The sequence below is a fragment of the Sediminibacterium sp. FW305-C-61 genome (assembly GCF_058231065.1).
The window spans coordinates 182,656-207,955 of sequence record NZ_JBIQXR010000003.1; the positions used below are offsets into that span (position 1 = coordinate 182,656).

A 25,300-nucleotide genomic window follows, 5' to 3' on the forward strand; every position below is an offset into this window, starting at 1 on the left:
TAATACAGATGTTTTCTAAGTTGAATATTTTCGGCATGGATGCAGCTATTATCAGGTTCTACAGGAATAGCAATTTGCGTAAAACTTTTTTTTTTACTGCATTAGTGATCGTTTCAATGGCTTCTGTTATTACATCACTTCTTTCAATCTGTTTAGGACCTTCAATATTTAGCAAAATAGTAAATGTTGATTTTATACTATTACTGTTGGTGATTTTATTGGGGGCAGGAGAGGCTTTTTATCAATTCTACCTTTCACACCTGGTTTCATTAGGGCAGTCCAGAAAGTACAGAAGCCTGGTAATTGTAAGATCTATATCGCAGGTAGTAATGATCCTTTTGTATCTATATATCGATTCGTCATTAACTGGAGTCATATGTTGTAATTTGTTTTCATTGTGCGTATTATTTTTTCTGATTAGGAAGCGTACAGATAACTATACGATTGATGATGATGGGGAATTCAAATATGACCGCTCTGTTGCCAAGGAATTGCTCATTTACGGTACTCCTTTGGTTTTTTATATAATCTTTAGCGTAGTGGCCGATTATTCGAGTAGAATAGTGATGTCGATTGATAAGCAAACCATTAATTTGGCTTCTTTTCAATTTTATCTTCAATTTATTGTGTTTGGTCAAGGCCTCATTTCAATGTTGAACAAAACATGGGGGCCATATGCGATGGATAAAATTTTAGGCAATGATGGTAGTATTATATTCTTTGTTAAGCGTATAAATCAGGTATTTGTACTGCTTACAACTATTTCTCTTTTTGCAACTGCAGGTTTTTATCAGTTGGGCCTACTGGATATTATTATTAAGAAAGAGTATGTAAAGAACATCAACATTTTCTTTTTGCTTCTTCCAAGTTTAAATTTTATTTTCTTCTTTATGATAATATCGCCTTGGTATTATATAAGGAAGAATACAAGTAAACTTGCGCTCGCTAATGTAGTTTATAGCGTAATCAATATTTTGGTTTCTTATTTTTTAACTACCTATTTTGGAATAAAAGGTGCTTCTTTATCTTTTATTTTAGTTAATGGTTTAGCATTGGTGATTTTCCCGTTTTTTTTCCGCGAAATGAATACATTTTCAATGATACTGATTCCAGTAATTGAATCAATAGTATTGCTAACAGGTTTATTCTTTGCATTATTTTATGTTGAATCATTTACACTATTTATTAGTATTATAATCTTTTTTTTACTATTTCTTTTATTTAGGGAATACCAGAATAAGGAATTTTATCTCAAATATTTAAAACAGGTTCGATTTTGATTACGATTTTCTCACCAATGCGCCCATTTGTAAGGGATATAGGTCAAGTGCAAATCCAGGCCATTTTAAGCTGGTTAAATATTGATTCTTCTTGTGAAGTGATTATTATAGAAGATGAGGACAAAACTGTTTACGAAGCATTGAAAGGACTGAATGTTAAAATTTTAAATACCGTCAAGAGATCACGTTCTGGCGCTCCTCTGCTGGATAGCATGTTTGAAGAGGTATTTAAAATTGCAAAATATGATGTTATATGTTATATCACTGCAGATGTTTTGTTGCCAAAAAATTTAGGTAAAGATATGTTACTGTTTGACCAGCGTGCATCACAACAATTTGGTCAGTATCTTGGTATATGTTGCCGGTATGATGTTAAAGATCCTTCCATAAAAATGGGGGATCTAAGGTCAGATGATTATTTTAACCTCTGTCTTCAACACGGAATTAAAAGGGAGAGAAGTGGTATAGATTTATGGGTATTGCACAAAACAACTAATATTCCCTTTCCTCCATTTCCAATTGGAAGGTGCCTTACAGACAACTGGGTGGTGTATTATTGCAGATACAATAATATAAAAGTGATTGATTTTTCCGATCAGGTAAAAATTATTCATCAGTATCATAGCAAGCCCGCAACATCCAATCCTTTTTTTCATGCAGAAAAAGAGGAGTGTCATGCACTTTTTAGTGACGGAGCTATGAAAGGGATGGATTTATATGACGCGGAATTATTATACTCAAATGAAGCAGGTTTTTATCCCCCAAAAGGAACTCGCTGGATTTATTCAAAATTATCTAAATTCTGGCCATATCGTCTGGTATTAAGTATTAGAAGAAAACTTAAAAATCCACTATACAGATAGGCATGGATAATGTACGAGATAATAAATCTTATTTCATTGATATTTCATTGCAATTATTCTTTATAACTGTTTTTTGTAGTAAATGGTATTTTGATTTTGGTTTCAGGGTAGGTTTCTTTGTTCCGTTTTATTTTATTGTAATCCTATTATTGAGTTTAAAACCAAAATTCCTATCAATCAGCTTTAGTAATGAATTAATAAAATTGTGGGGTATTAAAATGTTGTTTTTAATACCAATTACGATTTCGATTATTCCTATGCTGATTAATAATATAGATGGATCATTGTTATATAAAGGAGTTATTTTTTACCTTGTTCTTTATGGGCCGCTTATACTGATTATGATTTTCTTTTCAAGTATTTCTGGCCAAAGAGCTATTAAATATTTTCGTTATTTTTTCTTTGGAATCGTTTTTGTACTCTTTTACGCATTTCTGGAACAAATTCTTCAGTATACATTCGATATTGATATCTCTGCTAAAATCAGCGAATTAATGCCAATGTTAGATGCTGAAAACCGGTCATCCATTAATGATGATATTTTTGGTATAGGAGATACTATTTTCTACCGTTCATCTGCCTTGAGCGGTGATCCAAGTCAGGCGGCACTTATTTTTTTGTTTGGCTTTATTTTGGTTCAAAGGCATGCAGACTTATTAGGTATCAAAAATAAAAAAATTTGGAGGTTCCTGTTTTTTACAGGTATTCTTATTACTTATTCTTCATCTATCCTTTTAATACTTTTAGTGTATTTAATTTATAATAAATTTGTAAGGTCGAAGGCGAAATTTGCTTTTATAGCTTTGTTTTTGTTTCTTATAATAGGTGTCGTTTTTGCAGCCAATTTTTATTTAAAGGATACTGTACTATACGCAATATTGGAGTATCGATTTTCTCCTGAATCTTCTGCTGCAAGTCATGCTTCTTTAACTTCAGAAGTATTAGATATTTTTTATAAATATCCAATGGGCATTGGGTTTAACCTTATTTCAGTGTATGCACCTGATATCTATAGTGCCCATAACTCGGTTTTACAAATATTGGTAGAACTAGGTATTTTTGGTGTGCTGTTTTTACTTATCTGGTTATTGCAGCTTTATTTCTTTATTAAAATCAATTCAAATGTAATTGCCAAAACTCTAGCTATAGTGGTAACACTTAGTTTACTGTCCTCACTTTCGCACGATACATTTTCTAAGTTTGAGGTACAGTTTCTAATATTTTTTCTTATTGCTCTATCAACTAACTCTAATCTTTTAACATTAAGCGTACAATCAAATGAAACAAAGTAAATCAATGGTTACTGGTTCAGACAATATCGAGTCATTTATTAGGCTTGGTGATCAACCAAACGGAAATATTTTCTTTAGTAAAGAGGATGTTCATTTAGAAAAGAATTTTACATTAAATATGTCTGTTTGTAAGGATTCCTGGCTAGTGCAGCTTGATGAATTTCCTACTCCGGAAGAAATGTTTTCTAATCATCCGTATATTTCTGGTTATAGCACTCCTGTTGTTCGTCATTTTAAATGGTTGTCAGAACACGTAGTAAATAAATTTAAACTCCCTAACAACTCTTTGATTGTAGATATAGGTGCGAATGATGGTTCTTTACTATCTGCTTTTAAAGAAAGAGGCATGCTAACTTTGGGTATAGATCCAGGCTCCATAACAGGAAAGCTCGCTAGAGAGAATGGTATTTTAGTAGCTAAAACATTCTGGAACGAAGAAGTTGGCAATATGCTAAAGAGAATTGGTTTGACTCCAAATGTTATTACAGCTACAGCAGTTTTTTATCATATTCCTGATTTGCATGAATTTGTAAGAGGATTATACGCTGCTATGGATGATGAATCTATATTTATGTGTCAGTGTGTTAATCTAAAAGATGTAATAGAAAAGCTTGAGTATGATCATTTCTATCATGAACATACTTGTATCTATTCTGTTACAGCTTTAGATATCCTATTTGATAAAAATGATATGAAAATCATCAACGTTGAGCATAATGATATTCATGGAGGATCTGTAATTGTATTTGCGGCAAAGAAATCTTCCTCGCATAATGTGGATGAATCTGTTTCTAAGGTAATGGCAGAGGAAGAAGCGTTCGGTATCAAAAACATCAATACATATCATGATTTTGCGAAAAGAGTTAAAACCACAACAGATGAGCTTGTATTGTTGTTAAAGAAATTGAAGGATGAGGGTAAAACAGTATATGGTTTAGGAGCTCCAGTAAAAGGTAGTACTTTGCTGAATTATGGTAAAATTGGCCCAGAATTAGTATCAAAGGTTGTAGAAGTAAACCCATATAAAGTTGGTAAAGTTGTGCCTGGGGTTCATATACCTGTTGTACATGAAAATGACATTACTGAACAACCTGATTATTATTTGGTACTTGCATGGAATTTCAAAGAATTTTTTATTGAGAAGTATAAAGACTATCTTTCTAAAGGTGGAAAATTCATCATGCCTAATCCTGATGTACATATTTACGAAGAAAAAAAATAATTGAATTAATGAAAGATATCATTATTACAGGAGGAACAGGTTTTATTGGGAAACATCTCGCTGATTATTGCAGGTTAAATTTTCCTGGGTCAAAGGTGTTCGCCCCATCTTCGTCGGAGTTAAATTTAACTGATTATGCAGCCGTTAATAGTTATTTTGAAAAAATATCGTGGTCGAATGAAGTTTCTAATATTTTTCATTTAGCTGCATTGTATAAAGCCGGAGGTTGGCCTGTTCACCATCCGGCAACGCAACTTTTTGTTAATACTGCGATGAACAATAATTTTTTCGAAAATGCAAAGAAGTATTTTTCTAAAGCGAGAATAACAAGCGTAGTTTCATATTGCGTGTATCCAGACCATGATAAACCACATCCGGAGACAGAAATATTCAATACCGAACCAGAGGATTACCTCTATGCATATGCTTTTACTAAAAAAGGCATTGTGATTGCAAATCGGGCTTATGCACAGGAATTTGGCATGTCATTAACCAGCGTTGTACTACCAACTGTATATGGGCAGGGAGATAGTATTTCTGAAGATTCCCATGTTATGGGAGCATTGATCGGGAAATTTTTAAAGGCAAAATTGAATAATCTACCAACGGTAGAAATATGGGGTAATGGTGAACAGGAGCGTGAATTTATTCATGTTGACGATGTGGTACAAGGAATTTTGCATGCGGCAGAAAAGGCAACATCAACTATGCTAAATTTAGGAGTTAATAAATCTTATGCTATCAGGTATATTGCTGAAACAATCAAAGCGAAATTGCAATATGATGGTGAAATTGTTTATAATACGAATAAGTTTACGGGCGCATTAAAGCGTGTAATGAATAGTGATAAAATTGCCGAAGAATTGGGGTGGTCACCTGAGATAACAATAGAACAGGGGATTGAAAAAACGCTGAACTATTATCTTAGTAATCCCTCTAAGGTAAAATGAAAATTATTTATAAAAATGCACCCAATGGATATTAGTGAAATCAAAACACTTTCTAAGCAATTAAGAATACAAGTATTAGACCTAATTAGTGAAGCAAATAGCTCTCATGTTGGAAGTGCTTTCTCGATTGCTGAAATTCTCGCTGTCCTTTATAGTGGAGTGATGAATATTACGCCAGCTAATTGCGAGGATGAGGATCGGGATATTTTTATTATGAGTAAAGGCCATGCTGTTTCTATCCTATACGCAATCTTGGCCAATAAGAATTTTTTCCCAAAAGAATGGTTAACTACATTTTATAAGAATAATACTTTACTGGCTGGTCATGCTACTTCTAAAGGAGTTCCTGGAATTGAGTTTTCAACTGGTTCATTAGGACATGGTTTGCCTGTTGGTGTTGGATATGCATATGTTGCTAAGTTAAAACAACAATCAAAAAAGATTTGGTTGTTGCTAAGCGATGGTGAATGTAATGAAGGAACTATATGGGAAGCTGCTCTTTTTGCAGGCCATCATAAATTACATAATCTGGTTGTTATTATCGATTATAATAAAATTCAAAGTATAGGGTTTGTAGAAGATGTAATGCGTTTGGAACCTTTTGCAGAAAAATGGAAATCATTTGGATGGGATGCAATTGAAGTTGATGGTCACAATATCGAACAACTATCAGCTACCTTTGATAAGATCAAACAAACAGCTATTGGACCTACTGTCATTATTGCCCATACCATAAAAGGAAAAGGCGTTGATTTTATGGAGAATACTGTTCTGTGGCATTATAGAACTCCAAAGGGAGATGAACTTTTACAAGCTAAACTTCAAATCGAAAAAGGATAGTATGAGAACAGCGTTTATTAAGACATTAGAAGAAGAGGCATCGATAGACAAAGATATTTTTTTAATTGTTGGAGACCTGGGTTTTGGTGTGGTAACAAAATTTGCCGAGAAGTATCCCGATCAGTTTCTTAATGCTGGTATTGCAGAGCAGAATATGACTGGTATGGCAGCTGGTATTGCGATGTCTGGGAAAAAAGTTATCACCTATTCAATCGCTAACTTCCCAACGCTTCGTCCATTTGAACAGATTAGAAATGATATTTGTTATCATAATGCTAATGTAAAAATAGTAGCTGTGGGAGGTGGGTTTTGTTATGGAGCATTAGGACCAACACATTTCGCTACAGAGGATTTGGCTGTTATGCAAGCATTGCCAAATATGACAGTATTAGCACCCGGTGACCCCTGGGAAGCAGAAGCAGCAACAAGAGCTATGTTGAAATACAATGGTCCTGTATATCTTCGGTTAGGTAGGGCTGGAGAACCTGAAGTTCATTCTGGCAAGGTTGATTTTCAGATCGGAAAATCTATTCAAGTTAGACAAGGAAGCGACATTTCACTAATCGCTATAGGTGGCATGGTTTATAATGCTACCAAAGCGGCAGATGCATTGAAGGAAAAGGGAATAAATGCCCGTGTGATTAGTGTAGGATCTCTAAAACCTTTTGACGAATCAGCTATATTGAATGCAGCAAAAGATACAGGTAACATCATATCAATTGAAGAACACTCTTTGATTGGTGGATTAGGAAGTAAAATAGCAGAAATCCTGGCAGAACATAGACTTTCTCCAAATTTCAAGCGTTTAGGAGTGCCATCTGAATTTCCTTCTAGAGTAGGTGATCAGGAATGGTTTATTAACCATTATAAATTAGATGTTCAGAGCATTGTTAATCAGTCATTGGTTATGCTTGGAAAGGAATTTTGATATAATATGAAAATTTGGCTGATACAGCGATCGGAGCCCACGCCTCAAGATAATAACGGAAAACAAAGAATAATGCGTACTGGCATTCTTGCAGATAAATTAGCTGCAAAAGGCCATGATGTGATTTGGTGGACTTCAACTTTTGATCACTATAACAGGCGACAAAGGTATACACATAACGAATGTGTAGTAATCAATAAGCATTACAGGATTCAGTATATTAAAAGTTTTGGCTACAAAAAAAATCTTTCGATTGCCAGAATATTTGATCAGATTATTTTGTCAAAACGATTTGATAAAATAATCAATGATACTATAGAGAAACCTGATCTTATTGTTGGATCTATTCCTTCTGCAGAAATGGCCTTAAAAGCGGTTCGATTCGGTCGCAAACATCAGATTCCTGTAGTGCTTGATGTACGCGATCTTTGGCCTGATGTATTTATTGATGTCGTGCCAGTTTTCCTTAAGCCTCTAGTACGAATCCTGATATCACCAATGAAAAAGTTAAATCGTAAGGTGTTTACGAATGCAACTGGAATAATTGGTCTGACTAATTATTTTTTGATTTGGGGACTTGATTATGCCAATAGGAAGTTAGATAAGTTTGATAAGGTTATTCCAATGGGCTACATTAATTTCAAAAGAAAAAGTGATGATGATTTTAGAGCAAATAACATTGAGTTCTGGTCTAAGCATAATATTGTCAAAGATGAAAACTACCTAACTGTACTTTTTTTGGGAACGATTGGTAATGTTTTTAATGTTGCACCAATAATACAAGCAGCAACTATTCTAAGTAACAACAGACAACCAATACGATTCATAATCTGCGGATCAGGCGATAAATATGAGTCGTTTGCTGAGTCAGCAAAAGGGTTGGACAATATTTTTCTACCGGGGTGGATTGATGGTCCTAAAATAGAAGCAGTACTTTCCATTTGTGATATCGGCATTGCGCCATACATCAATTCAGATAATTATATTAAGAATATTCCCAATAAACCTGCTGAATATTTTTCAAAAGGGTTACCTATCGCATTAAGTCTTGACAAAGGTCCATTATTCGATATTTTAGCAACGAGAAGATGTGGTTTTACCTATTCAAACAATGGGGAAGAACTGGCTAGTCAATTAGTAGCTTTAGCATCAAATCGAACTCAGTTAAATGAGATGAAGCAAAATGCAGTGCAAACTTATAATGAAATGTTCGATGGGGAAAAAGTGTATGATGAATATATAAATTTTCTCGAAAAAAGTTTTGATAAAAAATCAGCTGAAATTGAAAGTACAATTGTTTATAATGAAGGGAGTTATGGATTCATAAAACGTTTTTTTGACCTGGTATTTGCCATTTTTGGAATTATTTTGTTGGCACCAATTATGCTTTTAATTGCCATTTTTGTAATGGCTGATTCACGTGGACCAGTTATTTATAAAGGCCTTCGGGCGGGTCAATTTGGTATGCGTTTTTATATCTTGAAATTCAGGACAATGGTTGTAAACGCCGATAAGGGAGCCGGAACCACCAGTAAAAACGATTCGAGAATAACGCGCGTTGGAAAAATACTACGACCATTGAAATTAGACGAACTACCTCAACTTTTTAATGTTTTGATGGGTAATATGAGTTTTATTGGACCTCGCCCAGAACTAACTCGTTATACTGATGCATACAAAGGGGATGAAAAAGTGATATTAACTGTAAAGCCAGGAATTACAGATTATTCATCGGTTGAATTTTCGAATTTAAATCAATTAATTGGTGATGCTGATCCTGATCAGTTTTTCGAAGAGCATTTTCTTCATAGAAAGAATCAGTTAAGAATAAAGTATGTGAAAGAACAAAGTTTTTATACGGATATTAAGTTATTATTTAAAACAATCGGAAGAGTCTTACGAATTTTATGAAAAAAAATCGGTTACAATATGCTGGTTCGGTACCATCTAAACTAGTAATGGGGTGCGAGCAGCTTGGTGGAACAGATTGGGGAGTAGTTGATCGTAAACATCTGCACGACGCCGTTAAAAAGGCAATTGATTTAGGAATTACTGTTTATGATACTGCGGATGTTTATTCACTTGGGAAAAGTGAAGAAGAATTAGCAGAAGCTTTGGGCCATTTTCGGCATGAAGCCTTTATCATTACAAAATTTGGAATTCGATGGAACATTGCGGCAGATGGGAAACGCGCTGAAACATTTAAGGATTGTAGTGCTTCATATGTTCGAATCGCTGCGGAAAATAGTTTAAGACGTCTTAAGATTGATACAATTCCTTTATACTTTGTTCATTGGCCTGACCCTTCTACGCCATTGGTAGAAACCTTAGATGCACTTGAAGAGTTGAAAAGTGAAGGCAAAATTTTGAATTATGGGCTTTCGAATTTTAATGAAGAAGCAATTCTTACTTATGCGAATAGTTATAACATTTCTGCCGTTGAAGCCTCATACAATTTAATTGATCGAAAACGATATGAGCAAATGTTTTCAGTTTGCAACGATTTCGGAATTAGTAGATTTGCATATGGAGCTTTGGCCCAAGGCCTATTAACAGGTAAGTATATGCATGATTCTAATTTCGACAAATCAGACAGAAGACATCGACTGGTTCATTTTTCACAGGATGAATGGAAACGGAATTACCAGATTTTACACCAGCTTAAGCAAATTTCACAGGCTTATAACAAGAGTATGGCTGAAACAGCAATAAGGTGGGTATTAGATTCTGGAGTCATTGATTACACAATTGTAGGAGTAAAATCTGCTGAGCAAATAGCGAATAATATAGCAGCTTTACAATGGAACTTAGATAAAAAAGATATCGAAATATTGAATGAATGCTCCTTATCTTCTACCCAATAATTTTTATAGTATAAATTTAAAATAATGGAAAATCAACAAATTGTTTACACACCATCATTCGCTGGTAAGGCAGCCAGATTAATTATTCCAGCATTGAACAGGCTGTTGCCCCAAAAGATATACAAATTGGTATATAACTTGTTATACAAATCGTATAAGTATTTTTTATATGTAACTTATGTATTTAAGTATATCTTTACGCATTTGAGTTTTGACAAAAAAAAGATTAAACGAGCCGGTCTTACTTTAAAATTATTGCCTTATACAATGGGTGGGCGCAAGGCTCTTGAAAATGCTTTTGATGTAATAAATGACATCGAAATGAACGGCGTAAAAGGGGATATTGTTGAATGTGGGGTAGCTGAGGGTGGAACTGCAGCCATGTTGGCGCTTTCATCACTGTATTTAGGAAAAGATGAAAGAAAAAAGTGGTTTTTTGATTCATATGAGGGGTTGCCTGAACCAACAGCTGAAGATTACGAAAATGGCAAAGCTGGTATGTTTATTAGACCTTTGCCAAAAGGATCTTGCTTGGGTACAATTGAACAGGTTTCAGAATTATTGTTTGATAAATTGAAATTAAACCGGGATAAAGTGGTCCTTGTTAAAGGATGGTTTCAAGATACCGTGCCTCAAATGCGAGATAAAGTCGAATCAATTTCAGTTCTTCGTTTAGACGGTGATTGGTATGAGTCAACAAAAATTCCTTTAGAAAATTTTTATGATAAAATTTCTTCAGGTGGATATGTTATTATCGATGATTACGCAACTTGTTATGGTTCTAGTAAAGCAGTAGATGAGTTTAGAACAAATAGAGGTGTCAAAACTCCTTTGGCACAAGATGGGCGTGGTGGAGTTTATTTTCAGAAACCCTAATTTTCTTTATGAGTTTAATGTTGTTTGATTATTATACCTCTTTTTTATTAAAGAGAGAAATTGACAGATATGTCGAGTCTGCATCTGGGTTGATCAATAACCAGCAAGTACTTAATCTTTTTAATAATCCGACAAAAGAATCCTTTTTTAAATCAATTTTTATAAATCACAACTATAAGATTTCACTTTTTAATTTATTGGTAAAAGAGTATTCATTTTCTAAGTATAACAGGGTAGTTGATCTTGGCGGAGGATCTGGGGTGTTTTCTTATCTTTTTTCGTTAACTAATATCCCTGTTCATTATGTTGAACAAGATGAAGCATCTTTCTCTTTCTTTAAATCATTAGCGTTTAAAGGCATCACTTCCGATAATCAGAGCCTACTTGATTACACACCTATGGAAAAGGATCTTTTATTCCTCTCGGAAGTTTGTTATGCTTTAAGTGAAGATGAAATTAGACAGTTTTTTGAAAAATCAAAGTCCGCTTCAACCGATATTTTATTAATTTATTCCCAGTGGTTTGGCCTACTTCGGTATATCAAAGAGAAGTTTATAAATATGCGCAATAAGAATAGATTTCAATTTGGTAAAAGAAGGCCAATTGGTTTTTATAGAGAGCTGGCAAAAAAAATGGGTTACAATTTACAGGTAAAAAGACTTGAAAATAATTACCTTGTTTTGTACTTCAAAGTTTAAGCAAATCAGACAGGCATAAAACTTCGCTTCTGTTTAACTTGAAATAACTAGAAGCTAGCTCAATTCCCTACAAAAATTGCCATGTTTTGCTGGCGGAAATAGTAGTTTAGGGATGAACTAAGTTTACTGCTCATTATAAATTAGCATAAATGATGCTCAAATTTCAGTTTATAGTGCGACTTTTGAATTTTGGATCTCTAAATGGCAAAGATCCCCTAAAAGGGGTGATATTTTGGAAAAACAGATAATCTGATTAATTTAACTCTCGCATCTTATTTGAATTTAGATTAAAGTATCAGCTTTAATTCAAACATGATTAAAAAAATAAACATATTACCTCGCTGGATAATATTTATAATTGACCTTATAATTTGTGCGTTTTCATTATCATTCGCCCATCTTATCAGGTTCAATCTGAATGTTTCTTCTATCGACTTACAGATTTTGAGCGGTGATATCGTCATATCGTCACTTATTAATTCAATTGTCTTTATCAATTTTAGAACATATGCTGGCATAATCAGATACACAGGTATACAGGATGCGTTAAGAATTTGCTATGCAATTTTATTAACTACCTCTATCCTGTTTTTTATAAGTTTTGTATCAGTAAATACTAAGGGAATACCCAGTTTTTCTACTGCCACATTGATAATTTATGCTCTTTTTAGTTTTTTATTTTTGATTTCATACCGGGTAGTCATAAAATACGTTTTTGCTTATTTGCGTATTTACAAAATGGATCGCAAAACCGTAATCTTATACGGTGCAGGAGAAGCAGGATTTGCAACAAAAAGAGTTTTGGAACATGATGCTACATCAAACATAACCGTTGTTGCTTTTCTAGATGATGATATGCGAAAGGTTGGTAAGGTAGTTGACGGAATAAGAATTCACCATAGATTAGATTTACAAACGTTAAGTTTATCTCAGAAGATTGATGAAATTATCATAGCGGCATTCAATATGCCCCCAGACAAGAAAAATGAGTTGGTGGATTTCTGTCTTGATCACGATATCAAGGTATTAAATGTTCCTCCATTAGATAAATGGATCAATGGCGAGTTTTCAGCACAGCAATTACAAACGATTAAGATTGAAAATCTTCTGGAGCGTGAACCTATCAAAATCAATAATGAAGAAATTGCTCACCAGATAAAGGGAAAGCGCGTATTGGTAACGGGAGCTGCAGGTTCGATAGGAAGTGAAATAGTACGACAACTTTTACGCTTTCATCCTCACATAATTATTTTATGTGATCAGGCCGAAACACCTTTGCATCAACTTGAACTGGAACTGCAGGAGATTAATTCCCAAACAGCCTGTATTCCTTTCTTGGGTGATGTAACCAATGAAGACCGGATGCTGGAAATGTTTTCCATGTACGAACCTCATTATGTTTACCATGCTGCAGCCTATAAGCATGTTCCTATGATGGAATTATGTCCATCTGAAGCCATTCTCACGAATGTAATGGGTACCAAATTAATAGCTGACCTTTCAGTAAAATATCATGTAGAACGCTTTGTTATGGTTTCTACAGACAAAGCTGTAAATCCTACAAATGTAATGGGGGCATCGAAAAGATTGGCTGAATGTTATGTACAGTCTTTATGCCATTCTTCAGCAAATAGTATTTATAAAGAAAAGTTTACCAAATTTATCACCACTCGTTTTGGTAACGTACTTGGCTCAAATGGGTCAGTAATCATTCGTTTTAAAGAACAGATAGAGAAAGGAGGACCTGTTACGGTTACCCACCCCCAAATTACCCGTTTCTTTATGACTATTCCTGAAGCTTGCCAGTTAGTACTAGAAGCTGGCAGCATGGGTAGTGGAGGAGAGATTTTTGTATTTGATATGGGTAAGCCGGTACCCATTGTTGACCTGGCCAAGAAAATGATTCGTTTATATGGTTATGTGCCAGGTATTGATATCGACATAAAATATACCGGACTCCGCCAGGGAGAAAAACTCTACGAAGAGTTACTCATGGATTCAGAAAATACCTTACCTACCTACCATGAAAAAATCATGATTGCCAAGGTAAGAACCAATGCTATAGAATCTATACAGGAAGAGTTTGCCGCATTGATACATCTTGCCAAACAAAAAGCCAATAACATGGATATGGTGGCTAAAATGAAGCAGTTGGTGCCCGAGTTTGTGAGCAATAACTCGGTATTTGCTGAGTTGGATAAGAAGCAGGAAGAAGGGAATGTGGTGGCGATGAAGATTAGTTAGTCTCGTCTAAGGCGAGATAGCTATTAGCCATTAGCTGTTAGCTTTTAGCCTTTTTACTTGCTCCAGAACCTGTTCTTAATTAATGAACTTACCTCACAAGAAAGTTTTATATACTGAAGTATTTGAACCTAAGAGTAAGCTAATTGCCAATAGCTAAAAGCTAATAGCCCTCTTTTCCTTAACTTTGCAGTCTTTTTAACTACTACACACAGATGTCTACTAAAATAAGAGTTGCCATTGCTGGCATTGGGTCTTGTGCTTCTGCACTGGTGCAGGGCGTTGAATTTTACCTGCGTAACCCGGAAAATACCATTGGGTTAATGTACCCTGAAATCGGGGGCTATAAAACACAGGATATTGAGTTTGTACTCGGGTTTGATATAGATACACGTAAAGTAGATACATTTCTACAAGAAGCATTGTATGCATTGCCCAACTGCAATATGCGGGTGATTGATCCTGCTTCTAAGTTTCAGTGTATAGAAACCAATGCACGTACTTTCCGCGGACCAACACTCGATGGTATAGCTCCACACATGAGGAGATACCATGGTGATATTACCTTCCAGGAAGATACCAAAGCCCATGAAGTTAGTGCAGAAGAGTATAAAGAGTTGCTGAAGAAACACCAGGTAGACATCCTACTTAACTATATGCCTGTTGGGGCAGAAGAGGCTTCAAAATGGTATATCAATAACGCCATTGAAGCAGGGGTGCATGTAATCAACTGTATGCCCACATTTATCTCAACAGAAGATGCCAAACAACTGGAAGTAAAAGCCATTGAACATAAAGTTACCATTGTGGGCAGCGATATGCGCTCCAGCTATGGTGCCAGCCGTTTATCGGAAGTATTACAGGGCAGTATGATGGATGCCGGACTGGTAGTAACCCAGCATATTCAGATGAATATGGCCGCCGGCACCACGCAGGGACAGGAACACATCATCAACGGACGCTCCGCAAACACCGACTTCCTCAACATGGCCGAAAAAGCCCGATTGCATAATAAACATGTGTCGAAAGAAAACGTTCTCAGCGGACAGTCGATCGTAAGAGGTAAAGGTCTTGAAGGCATGACCATGTTTGCCGGTCCATCCCTAACCGTGGTTCAGCGCCCGGGTGGCGAGTACATGGGTACCGATAATAAAGTATGTAATATAGACCTGGTAGCATACGGCTTTGCCGGCGCTCGCTATGAGCTTACGGCAAGGTTATCGGTACAGGATAGTCCAAACAGCGGCGGTATCGTAGTAGACGCTATCCGCTTCTGCCGTGTGGCCCGTGAAATGGATATTGTAGGCTATCTCCGCGGCCCATCAGCCTGGTCACAAAAAACCCCACCCGTTCAAATGACCACCGCCGACGCCAAATTTGAGTGCGACGCCATGGCGAGAAGGGTATACACTCCCATAACAGAGAAGCAAAAAATCAGTAACCTATACACACCAGATAACAAAGTATCCGCTGAAAAAATCAGTGAACTTGATTATACTTTCCAAAAAGGGAAAACAGAATACGAATAAAAAATGGCTGATGTCGGATGGCGGATGTCGGATTTTTTTTGCTTTGATGATTGGCGGAGCTAATCATCAAAGCTGTTTCTCCCCACCTTTTGGCCGTCATCCCGAGGCGCATTAATAACCCCCGGTTATTATCTGCGACCGAGGGATCTCCTATAGTTGGAGCGGTTTAAGGAGTTCAACATTTAATAAGGGTATTAATAACCTCCGGTTATTATCTGCGACCGAGGGACCTCCCAAGCAATTGAAGCATCCCGATGCTCAAAAATATTCGACATTATTTTTTTACTCAACGAAGTACTTTCAACTCTTAAAGTTCTTCGAAATAAAAAAGGTCTATAAGTTCAGCAGGTCATCAAAATATGCTAAGCCTTTTAAAAACAATAAATAACAATCCCCAAATCAAACAGATCCTTCCTCGCAATTTCCGATCAAAGATCGGAATGCTCGTCAGGATGACGGCAAAGGATAGAGGGGGATTAGTCATCCCGACTTCGTCGGGACAAATTCCCCAATTTTCACCCGCCTCAGGCGGATCAAATTTTCAAACTCTAAAGTTTTCAATGCTCCTCAAAAAAATACAACTAACCACCTTATTTAGTTTAGCTACCTGCTTCTTGTTTGCACAAACACTTGATGCAGGTATTACCCGCGACCAACACCAGCGCGATCTGCAGTTATTGGGTAGGGGAAATGCTGACCAGAGCTTTACCTTGCGAACTATTCCTTTTGGGATAGAATCAGATACTGTAAAGGGTAGTTTTAAAAAGCCGTTAGTAACGGTACTGCCATTGAGCTGGCTTACGCAGTTTAACAGCAGGCAGCCATTTAGTGAGAATGATGGTTCTTTGATTGCGGCGAAGGGATTACAAACACGTTTAAGTGGCGGGGTACAGGTAAGGGCTGGATTTATTGAAATGCAGTTGGCACCTGAATTAGTGTGGGCGGCCAATCCGGCTTATCCGGTTACACCAGCGTATGGTTACAATAGTGGAAAATCTTTTCAGCGTGTTTATCCTGGCCAGTCAACTGTACAGTTGGTGGCAGGTGGGTTTCGTGCGGGCATTTCAACGGCTAATCAGTGGTGGGGACCCGGGGTGAAGAATAGTTTACTGATGACTTACCAGGCACCTGGTTTTGAACATTTTTTTATCGGAAGCAGAAGGCCTCTTAAAACACCTATTGGTAGTATTGAATGGAAATTGATGGGAGGATGGTTACGTACCGATGGCGATCGGTCAATGGAAAATACCCATTTGCAGAAAGCCGATGCAATATTAGGAACGCGTAAAAGATACCTCAGTGGATTAACCATAGCTTACCAGCCTAAATGGGTGCCGGGTTTATTTTTGGGATTGAACAGGGTGATACAAACTTTCAGCAATGATTCGCTTACAAGTACATTGGGCAGTTTTGAAAGATATTTTCCGGTAATAGCCCTTGCCGCTCAGAAAAAAAATGTTGTGAATGAAGACCTGCTGAGTCGCGATCAGATAGCTTCTTTTTTCCTACGCTGGCTTTTCCCGAAACAGCATTTTGAATTTTATATTGAATACGGCTACAATGATTACAAAGTAAATACCCGTGATTACCTGATGGGTACCAGTCATTCAGCCGCCAATATAATTGGCTTTAAAAAACTGATTCCGCAAAAAGGAAAAGATCGTTGGATAGATATTGTGCTTGAACTCACCAAAATGAGTCAGACCCCCGATTACCTTGTGCGTAATGCGGGCAACTGGTATGTACATGGTCAGATTCATGAAGGCTATACCCAGGACAACCAAATCATGGGATCTGTATATGGATTTGGTGCCGATGCAATTTATGCAGGAGTGAACCTGGTGAATGGTGCAAAACGAATGGGCTTTTTTATTGAACAGATAAATCGTGATCCCATTGGTCGCACACAAAAATGGGTGGATCTTGGTCTCGGATTTACTCCTCAATGGGAAAAAGGTAAATGGATATTTGCCGGTAAATTAGAACTGGTAAGATCGAGGGGATATGCCTGGCAGAAAGGCGTAAATGTAATGAACCTCCATGCCCAGGCCGGCCTGCAATATCGCCTATAATATTCTGTGTATCTCAGTGCCTTCAGTGGCATTAATTAATTGCCACTGAGAGCACTGAAGTACACTGAAAGATTTCATTTGGAAATTCGATATTTCTCTGTTTTCAACCCTGTTTCATGCAGAAAAAACTCTTTATCATTTTTTGTTTATTCATCTCCTCTGGTGCCATTGCCCAGGGTATTTCAAATGATTTGCTGCGCGATTTGTTGCGCAACAAACAATTGCTGCTCAATAGTCAGGAGAAACAAAGCTCGTATATGATCAATCCCAATCGGGTTGATTTTAATGAGCTGGATTCTTTAATGGGTTCTCCATCAACCGTAATACAACTAAACAAAAAGGAGCAGGGTATTCGATTACGCGTATTGCCGCTAACGATACAGCAGCAATATAATTCAGCATTGCCCTACCACTGGAATATTGCACCCATGATACCGGCAAAAGGGTACCAGTCTGTTATCAGCACAGGTGTACAGCTTCGTGCAGGTAAACATTGGGTGATGCAGGTGGCACCGGAATTTGTATATGCCGATAATAAACCATTCGAAGGTTTTTCTCAGCAGTTAAGTACGGCAAGCTGGGCAGCTTATTATCGTTTCTTAAATACTACTGATATACCAACCAATTTCGGGGAAGACACCTATAGAAAAATATTACCCGGACAATCAAGTATAAAATACCAGTTCAAATCATTTGCGGCGGGTATTTCAACCGAACAGATGTGGTGGGGGCCGGGTAATAAAAATGCATTGATCATGTCAACCAATGCACCCGGATTTTTGCATGCAGGTATTCAAACGATACGTCCGGTGAAAACCGGTATTGGTGATTTCGAAGGACAGCTCATTGCAGGACGTTTGTCTGAATCTGGCATACTGCCACCACGCATCAACAGTGTAGATACCAATGGACAGTTTTTATACCAACCCAAGAACAATGATTGGCGTTATATAACAGGAATGATGTTAAGCTGGCGGCCTAAATGGGTTTCCTCCCTTTATGTAGGATTTGCCAAAGCATCTTATTTATACAATACGGATATATCAAGTCCACTGGACATACTACCCCTCCAGGGTTTTTTCGGAGGGGCGGTAACAGGTTCAGAAAAATCGGGACGTAAAGCCTCACTTGGTTCATTCTTTGCCCGGTATGTGATGCCGGAAGAGCATGCGGAGATTTATATAGAATATGGCCGCAAAGATGTATCACTGATGCCATGGAACGTCATTCGTACCGATGCATACCGTAGGGCTTATGTAGCGGGTATCAGGAAATTATTTATGCGGAAGCGAGGCGGAGCCATACAATTACATGCCGAACTAACCCAAATGCAGGCCCCTACCGCAGAGTTGATTCATGATCCGGATAGTTGGTACACGCACCGTTATGTACGTCAGGGATACACAAATATGGGACGTTCATTAGGTGCTGGTATTGGTCCGGGTAGTAATAGCCAAACCCTGGAAATAAGCTGGGTGGATGGTCCAAAGAAACTGGGTATACAATTCGAGCGCCTGCGTTATAATAGTGATTTCTACTATTATGCATTTGAAGGGCTGCAAGATTTCAGGCGGCATTGGGTGGATATATCCACCACATTTATGGCTGCATGGAATTATAAGAAATGGTATGCCAATGCCCAACTGTCAGTAATCCGCTCCTATAATTACCAATGGCTCATCATAGACTGGGACCCCACCAATTATTTTGTTCCAGGCAATGAATACCTGAATGTATCGGGGAGACTGGGGATTGGGTGGAGGTTTTAGGATAGCAGATTTTTGATGGCAGATGTCAGATGGCAGATATCAGATCGCTGATGTCTGATGGCGGATGTCTGATTTAAGAGAGGAGAGGTAATGCAACGTTTTTACTAGATATTAAGACAAGAGGGATGACAATACTAAAACTAATTCCTAAAATCTAGTACCTAGTACCCAGTACCCAGTACCTAATTCCTAACCCCTAGCAGCCAGCAGCTAGCAGCTCAAAACCAGGCATCATTTTTGCCCTAAGAAGCGTCTAATATCCAATGCGAAAAACATATAACAGATATACATTAATACGTCACGTAATTGATGCCCCACTTGTGGGGCTGTCTTATATACTGGCACATAATGTAGACAGAGGCGGCTTAATATGGGGAGATGCGGGACAGTCATCTTTATTTGCCATATTGGCCACGGTTTTATGGTATGTTGCGGCATCTGTTTCGAAATTATACCGCGATCGTCGCTCGAATAAATACTCTGAAGAAATTGTCTTCATTGTTTATACACTGTTATTGTATGCAGTGTTACTAAGCTCCGTAATGTTTTTCCTGCAAAAAACAGTGCATTATGGCAGCGCCTTCCTGGTTTGGCATATCGGTTTCCTCTTCGTTTTTCTCGTCTTCACAAAATACATCATCCGTAAATACTTACACTCGGCACTATACCAGGGACGATTGTATGATAACCTGCTGATCATTGGAGTAACTCCTGCTGCTTATGAGTTTTATGAAACCATCAATAAGTATTATTACTATGGATATAAATGTATCGGGTTCATTGACGACCAGAAGAAAACATTAAATGGTTGCATGTATTTTGGTAAAGTGGCACAATTATCACAGGTACTTCAACAACAACCTGTTGATGAAGTGATCATAGCATTGCCCAATGAAGACAAAGAAAAAATTCAGCAGTGTATAGAAGTCTGTGATTACCATAAAGTAAGAACGAGGATATTACCTGACATACACCAGTACAGCAGTTCATCAGTACAGGTAAATAATATTGGTCAGTTATCGGTGATCAGTATTCGTGAACTGCCATTGGATAAATTAGAGAACCAGGTATTAAAACAAGTATTCGATACATTGTTTGCAACCCTTTTCTTTGTATTGATGGGTTGGTGGTTATTACCCATCATTGCCCTGACAATAAAAATAACATCCCGCGGACCTGTATTTTTTAAACAGGAACGTTGGGGACTCAATAACAAAAAGATCACCTGTTATAAGTTCCGCACGATGGTGGCGGAAAGCTCAGATATTGATGATGACGGAAATTATCGTCAGGCGAGTAAAGATGATCCACGTATAACACGTGTGGGGGCTTTTTTAAGAAAGTCGAACCTCGATGAATTACCACAGTTCTGGAATGTTTTTTTAGGAAATATGTCGGTAGTTGGTCCAAGACCCCACCCAACCCCATTAAATATCGAAGCGATGCATACGGTAGACAACTATATGCAGCGCCACCTGGTTAAACCAGGCATAACAGGATGGGCGCAGGTAAACGGATGCAGGGGCGAAACAAGGGAGCCGGGATCGATGCAACGCCGCGTAAATTTCGATCTGTATTATATCCACCGCTGGACTTTCTGGCTCGACTGTCAGATCATTCTCCAAACGGTCATTAATATTTTCAGAGGAGACCAGAATGCTTATTGATGGCAGATATCAGATCTCAGATTTCAGATCTTTGATTTTTTGATCTTTTGATCTTTGATTTTGAGAGATATGAGTGTCTAATTTCACCATTCACCATTGACAATTCACGCTCCCTATTCACCATTCACCACTCACAACAATGAAACTCAAGATATTCTTCTTCTTCCTGCTCATTTCCACCTTTAACTACACAAAGGCCCAGGTTGTAAGTGAGCATCATGATAATGATATTTATCAATACCTGAGTAGGATGGCTGCAAAAGGGTTGATAAAATTTGATGATCAGATAAGACCACTTAGCAGAATATATATAGGAGCCTGTTTGGATAGCCTGGCAGCTAAGCAGGACCAGCTAACAAAAATGGAAAGGACGGAAATGCTTTTTTACCAGAGAGATTTTTCAGATGAAAAAGCGATTTCAATAACACAGGAAAAAGCATCTGGTTCTTTTTTTGGAAAAGATAACTGGAACAGAATACGTGGATTGAATATAGTGGGTAAAGATTTTTTGATGCGTGTAGATCCCATCCTTAATGGTGGCGTGATTGCAGGTTCTGGCAGGTCCATAAAGTTTTATGGATCTGGCGTTCGTTTTTATGGTTATAGTGGGAAACACTGGGCCTGGCATTTTTCCTTTAATGATATTACAGAAGAGGGGAAAGGTGTTGACACATTGCGAAATAGTTCAGGGGTTACCGGTGCTGTAGGTAGAATCGGTGCCAATAAGAAAAGTTTTAATTATTCGGAGTTCCGGGGAGGAATTAGTTATAGCTGGAAAAATGGTTCTATAGGTTTTGGACAGGATTATCTTTTAACTGGCTATGGTGAAAATGGGCGCATTATTCTTTCAGAAAAAGCACCCAGCTTTCCGCAAATCAGACTCGATTACCAACCATTACCCTGGCTGAAGTTTAATTATACGCATGCATGGTTGCAATCTAATATCATCGACTCAAACAGAAGTTATAATACAGGGGTGGGCACTTATGGAGGAAGGAGAGATGTATATATTCCTAAATTCTTGGCTATTCACAGTTTACAGTTTACGCCGGTAAAAGGATTGGATATTCAGATCGGCGAATCAATGGTTTATAGTGACCGGTTGAATGTTGGTTATTTATTGCCCATAATGTTCTTTAAGATCAATGATTTACTGGCAAGTAATGAAAATATCAATGCCGGTTCAAATGGTCAACTTTTCCTCCAGGTAAGTTCCAGGAATCACCTCCGAAAATCTCATATCTATGGTTCCTTATTTATTGATGAAATTAGATTTGGATCCATTTTTAATAAACAAAAAAGTCGGAATCAATTGGGGTATACCCTCGGGATGAACGTTACAGATATTGCCCTGCCTTACCTCACGCTTGGAATGGAATATACCCGGATCAATCCATTTGTATATCGTAACCTGCAGCCTGCACAAAATTATACCAATCATGATTTTGTAATGGGCGACTGGATGGGTAACAATTCGGATAGAATGTTATTATTTGCGCGATACACCCCGCTTGCCCGCCTGCGACTAATGCTTCGTTATGAACATATACGAAAGGGTGGCCCGGGAACCCTGGATCAGCAATACTTCCAGCAACCCCAGCCTTCATTCCTCTTCGACCCCCAATACCGCAAAAATAATTTGTATGGCGAAGCCGTATACCACTGTATGCCCGGCTTCCAGGTCTTCGCCAACTTCACCCACTCCCGCACCACCAACCAACAAAACAATACCAGCACAACAGATAAATGGATGATGGTAGGGTTCAGGTTGGGGAGATGATAAAAGATGGCTGATGTCTGATGGCTGATGTCGGATTTAATGCTAAAGATTCTAATAAATCAGATATCCGCCATCAGACATCAGCCATTTAACATCGAATTCCTTTTTTCCCTTTAATGCCTGATATTTGCTATATGATAGAGGTTTATATGAAAAAAATCGGATTGACCCTTATGGGGGTTATTATTGGGTTTACTGCTATTGCACAAAGACAAATTGGTAAAGTAGACAAGTTGTCTGATCAGCAGATTATTCAATTATGGAACCAGGGTCAGCGGGGAGGCATGTCGGAATCGGATGTAATCAAGGAATTGGTAAAGAGAGGATTGAGTACTTCGGAAGTTGATATGTTTAAGAAAAGATTGGTGAAGCTGCAGGGATCAAATAAAACTTCCTTTAGTAAGGAAGCACTGATAAAAGATACTTCTTTTTTTGTACGCGATAGTTCCTGGATCATCGACCTTCCGGATGTACGAATCAAATCACCCTATTATGGTTTTGATTTTTTCAGCAATGCACAATCGAATTTCATTCCTAATATGAATATGGCCACTCCGGTCAACTACATACTGGGGCCATTGGATGAACTAAATATATCTGTTACAGGATTAAATGAACTAACCCATACCAGCCGCATAACACGCGAAGGTTTTTTCGAAGTGCCCCATGGTGGAATGGTACAACTGAGTGGCCTAACCATTGAACAGGCAACAGCAAGAATAAAGAATAAGTTGAAATTACCCTATCCGGCTATTACCAGCGGACAATCGCAACTATTGGTAACACTGGGTAATGTGAGAAGCATCAAAGTAACGGTAATTGGTGAGGCCGACAGACCCGGTGATTATACGGTTTCATCACTCGCAGGTTTTTTCCAGGTATTGTATTTGTCTGGTGGTCCTGCTGAAACCGGTTCATTGAGAGCTATTGAACTGATCAGGAACAACAAAGTAATTGAACGGATAGATTTTTATACTTTCTTGCAAAAAGGGTTATTCGACCAGGATTTCCGCCTGCAGGACAAAGACATCATTCGTTACCCTCTCTATCATAAGCGGGTGAATTTAAGCGGAGAAGTGAAGCGCCCTTCTATTTATGAGCTTCAGGAAAAAGAAACCTTATCGGACCTCCTTCGCTTTGCCGGTGGATGGGGCGATATGGCATTCAAAGGCTCCGTTAAAGTAGCACAGGTTGGTAAACAAGACAGGATATTCAGGGATGTGGCAGATACTGATTTTGACTATTTTATTCCTAAAAATGCCGATTCTATATTTGTAGATAAAATACGTGAGCGTTTTCTAAACAGGGTAATCATAGCGGGAGCTGTTACCAGACCTGGTAATTATGAGCTGTCTGACGGACTTACCTTACTCAAGCTGATACAGAAAGCAAATGGTTTAACAGAAGAAGCATTTATCAATCGGGGCTATATCAAACGACAGGCACCTGGTACATCAGAGCCATTATTGGTTTCCTTCAATGTAAAAGATTTATTATCGGGGAGCGAAAAAGATATTCCCCTCTTCAGGGAAGATTCAGTGGTAATACAATCACGCAGCGATCTCATTTCTCAAATGAGTATAACCGTTGGTGGTAATGTTCGAAAACCCGGAACCATCCTGTTTCGTAAGGGTATGACATTGGAAGACGCCATTTTACTGGCCGGAGGCTTTACCAATGATGCGGCTACACATAAGGTGGAGATTTCGCGCCTCCAAAAAAACAATGCAGATACTTTAGCGAATCGGTTACTTACCCTGTTAACGGTAAAAGTAGATTCGGCATTGAACAGTCGCACAGCCTCTATTAACCTCGAACCACTCGACTATATATTCGTTCCCAAACTCTTGAATTACCAGTTACCCGGTAGTGTAAAACTGAGGGGAGAAATTTTATACGAAGGCGACTATGCCCTGGAAAGAAGAGATGAAACGGTAACCGAGGTATTGAAGAGAGCTGGTGGAATTAGTCCTTATGCATCCATGCGCGATATACAGGTATTCAGAAATAATCTGCGTGTGGCAACAGATTTATTTGCAGAAGGAGAGCGCTTTGTATTATTGCCCAACGATAGTATACATATTCCGAGAAGTACCAATTTTGTGGAAGTAAAAGGAGCGGTATTTAACCCACAGATATTAAGTTTCGAATCAGGTAGTCTGCGTACTTATATAGCTAATGCAGGTGGCGTAACCGATAATGGTAACCTGAAAAAAGCGTATGTGCAATACAGCAATGGTATAAGCAGAAAGACAAAAAAATTCCTGTTTTTCCGCACCTATCCAAAAATACAGCCGGGTAGCAAAATTGTAGTGCCAGAAAAATCACCTAATGAACGAAAAGGACTTTCATTCATTGAAATCAGTTCGCTTACGGGTACACTTACAGCACTCATAAGTTTGATAGCGGTGCTTCGCAATTAAAATATT

Annotated in this window: 18 protein-coding genes; all 18 read left to right on the top strand. The window is 37.8% G+C overall.

The features are described 5' to 3' along the window. Positions 1-116 precede the first annotated feature (116 nt). The 18 genes from ACH30E_RS09765 to ACH30E_RS09850 all read left to right on the top strand — a co-directional run bounded on the left by ACH30E_RS09765 (position 117) and on the right by ACH30E_RS09850 (position 25,294). The gene (locus ACH30E_RS09765) at positions 117-1,280 is read left to right on the top strand and encodes a lipopolysaccharide biosynthesis protein (RefSeq protein ID WP_490847337.1); all 1,164 of its coding nucleotides are present in this window, start codon (positions 117-119) and stop codon (positions 1,278-1,280) included. After that, on the top strand, positions 1,277-2,143 hold the full coding sequence (locus ACH30E_RS09770) for a hypothetical protein (protein ID WP_490824669.1): 867 nt from the start codon (positions 1,277-1,279) through the stop codon (positions 2,141-2,143). Before ACH30E_RS09765 ends, ACH30E_RS09770 begins: the two co-directional genes overlap by 4 nt. 2 nt (positions 2,144-2,145) lie before the next feature. Continuing rightward, entirely contained in the window at positions 2,146-3,435 is a 1,290-nt protein-coding gene (locus tag ACH30E_RS09775) for an O-antigen ligase family protein (RefSeq protein ID WP_490824670.1), read from the top strand. Then, positions 3,422-4,657: a class I SAM-dependent methyltransferase gene (locus tag ACH30E_RS09780; RefSeq protein ID WP_490824671.1), complete on the top strand. Its 1,236-nt coding sequence runs from the start codon at positions 3,422-3,424 to the stop codon at positions 4,655-4,657. The genes ACH30E_RS09775 and ACH30E_RS09780 overlap by 14 nt, the downstream gene beginning before the upstream one ends. A gap of 8 nt (positions 4,658-4,665) precedes the next feature. Next, a complete protein-coding gene (locus ACH30E_RS09785) occupies positions 4,666-5,607 on the top strand; it encodes an NAD-dependent epimerase/dehydratase family protein (RefSeq protein WP_490824672.1) in 942 nt (313 codons plus the stop codon). A 24-nt stretch (positions 5,608-5,631) separates the two neighbouring features. Continuing rightward, positions 5,632-6,447 carry a transketolase gene (locus ACH30E_RS09790; protein ID WP_490824673.1) on the top strand — a complete coding sequence of 272 codons (816 nt, stop codon included), beginning with the start codon at positions 5,632-5,634 and terminating at the stop codon, positions 6,445-6,447. 1 nt (position 6,448) lies between these two features. After that, entirely contained in the window at positions 6,449-7,375 is a 927-nt protein-coding gene (locus tag ACH30E_RS09795) for a transketolase family protein (RefSeq protein ID WP_490824674.1), read from the top strand. A 72-nt stretch (positions 7,376-7,447) separates the two neighbouring features. Further along, positions 7,448-9,286, top strand: coding sequence for a sugar transferase (locus ACH30E_RS09800; protein ID WP_490824675.1), 1,839 nt, complete (start codon positions 7,448-7,450; stop codon positions 9,284-9,286). Further along, the gene (locus tag ACH30E_RS09805) at positions 9,283-10,239 is read left to right on the top strand and encodes an aldo/keto reductase (RefSeq protein ID WP_490824676.1); all 957 of its coding nucleotides are present in this window, start codon (positions 9,283-9,285) and stop codon (positions 10,237-10,239) included. The genes ACH30E_RS09800 and ACH30E_RS09805 overlap by 4 nt, the downstream gene beginning before the upstream one ends. A 24-nt stretch (positions 10,240-10,263) precedes the next feature. Next, entirely contained in the window at positions 10,264-11,115 is an 852-nt protein-coding gene (locus tag ACH30E_RS09810; RefSeq protein WP_490824677.1) for a TylF/MycF/NovP-related O-methyltransferase, read from the top strand. Positions 11,116-11,123: 8 nt separating this feature from the next. After that, positions 11,124-11,813 (top strand): hypothetical protein, encoded by a 690-nt coding sequence (locus ACH30E_RS09815; RefSeq protein ID WP_490824678.1) that lies wholly within the window; start codon positions 11,124-11,126, stop codon positions 11,811-11,813. A 312-nt stretch (positions 11,814-12,125) separates the two neighbouring features. Next, positions 12,126-14,057 (top strand): polysaccharide biosynthesis protein, encoded by a 1,932-nt coding sequence (locus ACH30E_RS09820; protein ID WP_490824679.1) that lies wholly within the window; start codon positions 12,126-12,128, stop codon positions 14,055-14,057. Positions 14,058-14,269: 212 nt separating this feature from the next. Continuing rightward, complete coding sequence (locus ACH30E_RS09825; protein ID WP_490824680.1) at positions 14,270-15,583, top strand: inositol-3-phosphate synthase; 1,314 nt, start codon at positions 14,270-14,272, stop codon at positions 15,581-15,583. Between the two features lie 560 nt (positions 15,584-16,143). Next, the gene (locus tag ACH30E_RS09830; protein ID WP_490824681.1) at positions 16,144-17,655 is read left to right on the top strand and encodes a capsule assembly Wzi family protein; all 1,512 of its coding nucleotides are present in this window, start codon (positions 16,144-16,146) and stop codon (positions 17,653-17,655) included. Positions 17,656-17,771: 116 nt separating this feature from the next. Beyond that, positions 17,772-19,424 carry a capsule assembly Wzi family protein gene (locus tag ACH30E_RS09835; RefSeq protein ID WP_490824682.1) on the top strand — a complete coding sequence of 551 codons (1,653 nt, stop codon included), beginning with the start codon at positions 17,772-17,774 and terminating at the stop codon, positions 19,422-19,424. Positions 19,425-19,687: 263 nt separating this feature from the next. After that, a complete protein-coding gene (locus ACH30E_RS09840) occupies positions 19,688-21,091 on the top strand; it encodes an undecaprenyl-phosphate glucose phosphotransferase (protein WP_490824683.1) in 1,404 nt (467 codons plus the stop codon). Between the two features lie 139 nt (positions 21,092-21,230). Then, the gene (locus ACH30E_RS09845; protein ID WP_490824684.1) at positions 21,231-22,871 is read left to right on the top strand and encodes a capsule assembly Wzi family protein; all 1,641 of its coding nucleotides are present in this window, start codon (positions 21,231-21,233) and stop codon (positions 22,869-22,871) included. A gap of 149 nt (positions 22,872-23,020) precedes the next feature. After that, positions 23,021-25,294, top strand: coding sequence for an SLBB domain-containing protein (locus ACH30E_RS09850; protein ID WP_490824685.1), 2,274 nt, complete (start codon positions 23,021-23,023; stop codon positions 25,292-25,294). Positions 25,295-25,300: the final 6 nt, after the last annotated feature.

Bases quoted from the DNA above. Each gene is read 5' to 3' on its own strand.
- ACH30E_RS09765 (WP_490847337.1), top strand. From the start codon at position 117: ATGGCTTCTGTTATTACATCACTTCTTTCAATCTGTTTAGGACCTTCA.
- ACH30E_RS09775 (WP_490824670.1), top strand. From the start codon at position 2,146: ATGGATAATGTACGAGATAATAAATCTTATTTCATTGATATTTCATTG.
- ACH30E_RS09780 (WP_490824671.1), top strand. From the start codon at position 3,422: ATGAAACAAAGTAAATCAATGGTTACTGGTTCAGACAATATCGAGTCA.
- ACH30E_RS09785 (WP_490824672.1), top strand. From the start codon at position 4,666: ATGAAAGATATCATTATTACAGGAGGAACAGGTTTTATTGGGAAACAT.
- ACH30E_RS09790 (WP_490824673.1), top strand. From the start codon at position 5,632: ATGGATATTAGTGAAATCAAAACACTTTCTAAGCAATTAAGAATACAA.
- ACH30E_RS09795 (WP_490824674.1), top strand. From the start codon at position 6,449: ATGAGAACAGCGTTTATTAAGACATTAGAAGAAGAGGCATCGATAGAC.
- ACH30E_RS09800 (WP_490824675.1), top strand. From the start codon at position 7,448: ATGCGTACTGGCATTCTTGCAGATAAATTAGCTGCAAAAGGCCATGAT.
- ACH30E_RS09805 (WP_490824676.1), top strand. From the start codon at position 9,283: ATGAAAAAAAATCGGTTACAATATGCTGGTTCGGTACCATCTAAACTA.
- ACH30E_RS09810 (WP_490824677.1), top strand. From the start codon at position 10,264: ATGGAAAATCAACAAATTGTTTACACACCATCATTCGCTGGTAAGGCA.
- ACH30E_RS09815 (WP_490824678.1), top strand. From the start codon at position 11,124: ATGAGTTTAATGTTGTTTGATTATTATACCTCTTTTTTATTAAAGAGA.
- ACH30E_RS09820 (WP_490824679.1), top strand. From the start codon at position 12,126: ATGATTAAAAAAATAAACATATTACCTCGCTGGATAATATTTATAATT.
- ACH30E_RS09825 (WP_490824680.1), top strand. From the start codon at position 14,270: ATGTCTACTAAAATAAGAGTTGCCATTGCTGGCATTGGGTCTTGTGCT.
- ACH30E_RS09830 (WP_490824681.1), top strand. From the start codon at position 16,144: ATGCTCCTCAAAAAAATACAACTAACCACCTTATTTAGTTTAGCTACC.
- ACH30E_RS09835 (WP_490824682.1), top strand. From the start codon at position 17,772: ATGCAGAAAAAACTCTTTATCATTTTTTGTTTATTCATCTCCTCTGGT.
- ACH30E_RS09840 (WP_490824683.1), top strand. From the start codon at position 19,688: ATGCGAAAAACATATAACAGATATACATTAATACGTCACGTAATTGAT.
- ACH30E_RS09845 (WP_490824684.1), top strand. From the start codon at position 21,231: ATGAAACTCAAGATATTCTTCTTCTTCCTGCTCATTTCCACCTTTAAC.
- ACH30E_RS09850 (WP_490824685.1), top strand. From the start codon at position 23,021: ATGAAAAAAATCGGATTGACCCTTATGGGGGTTATTATTGGGTTTACT.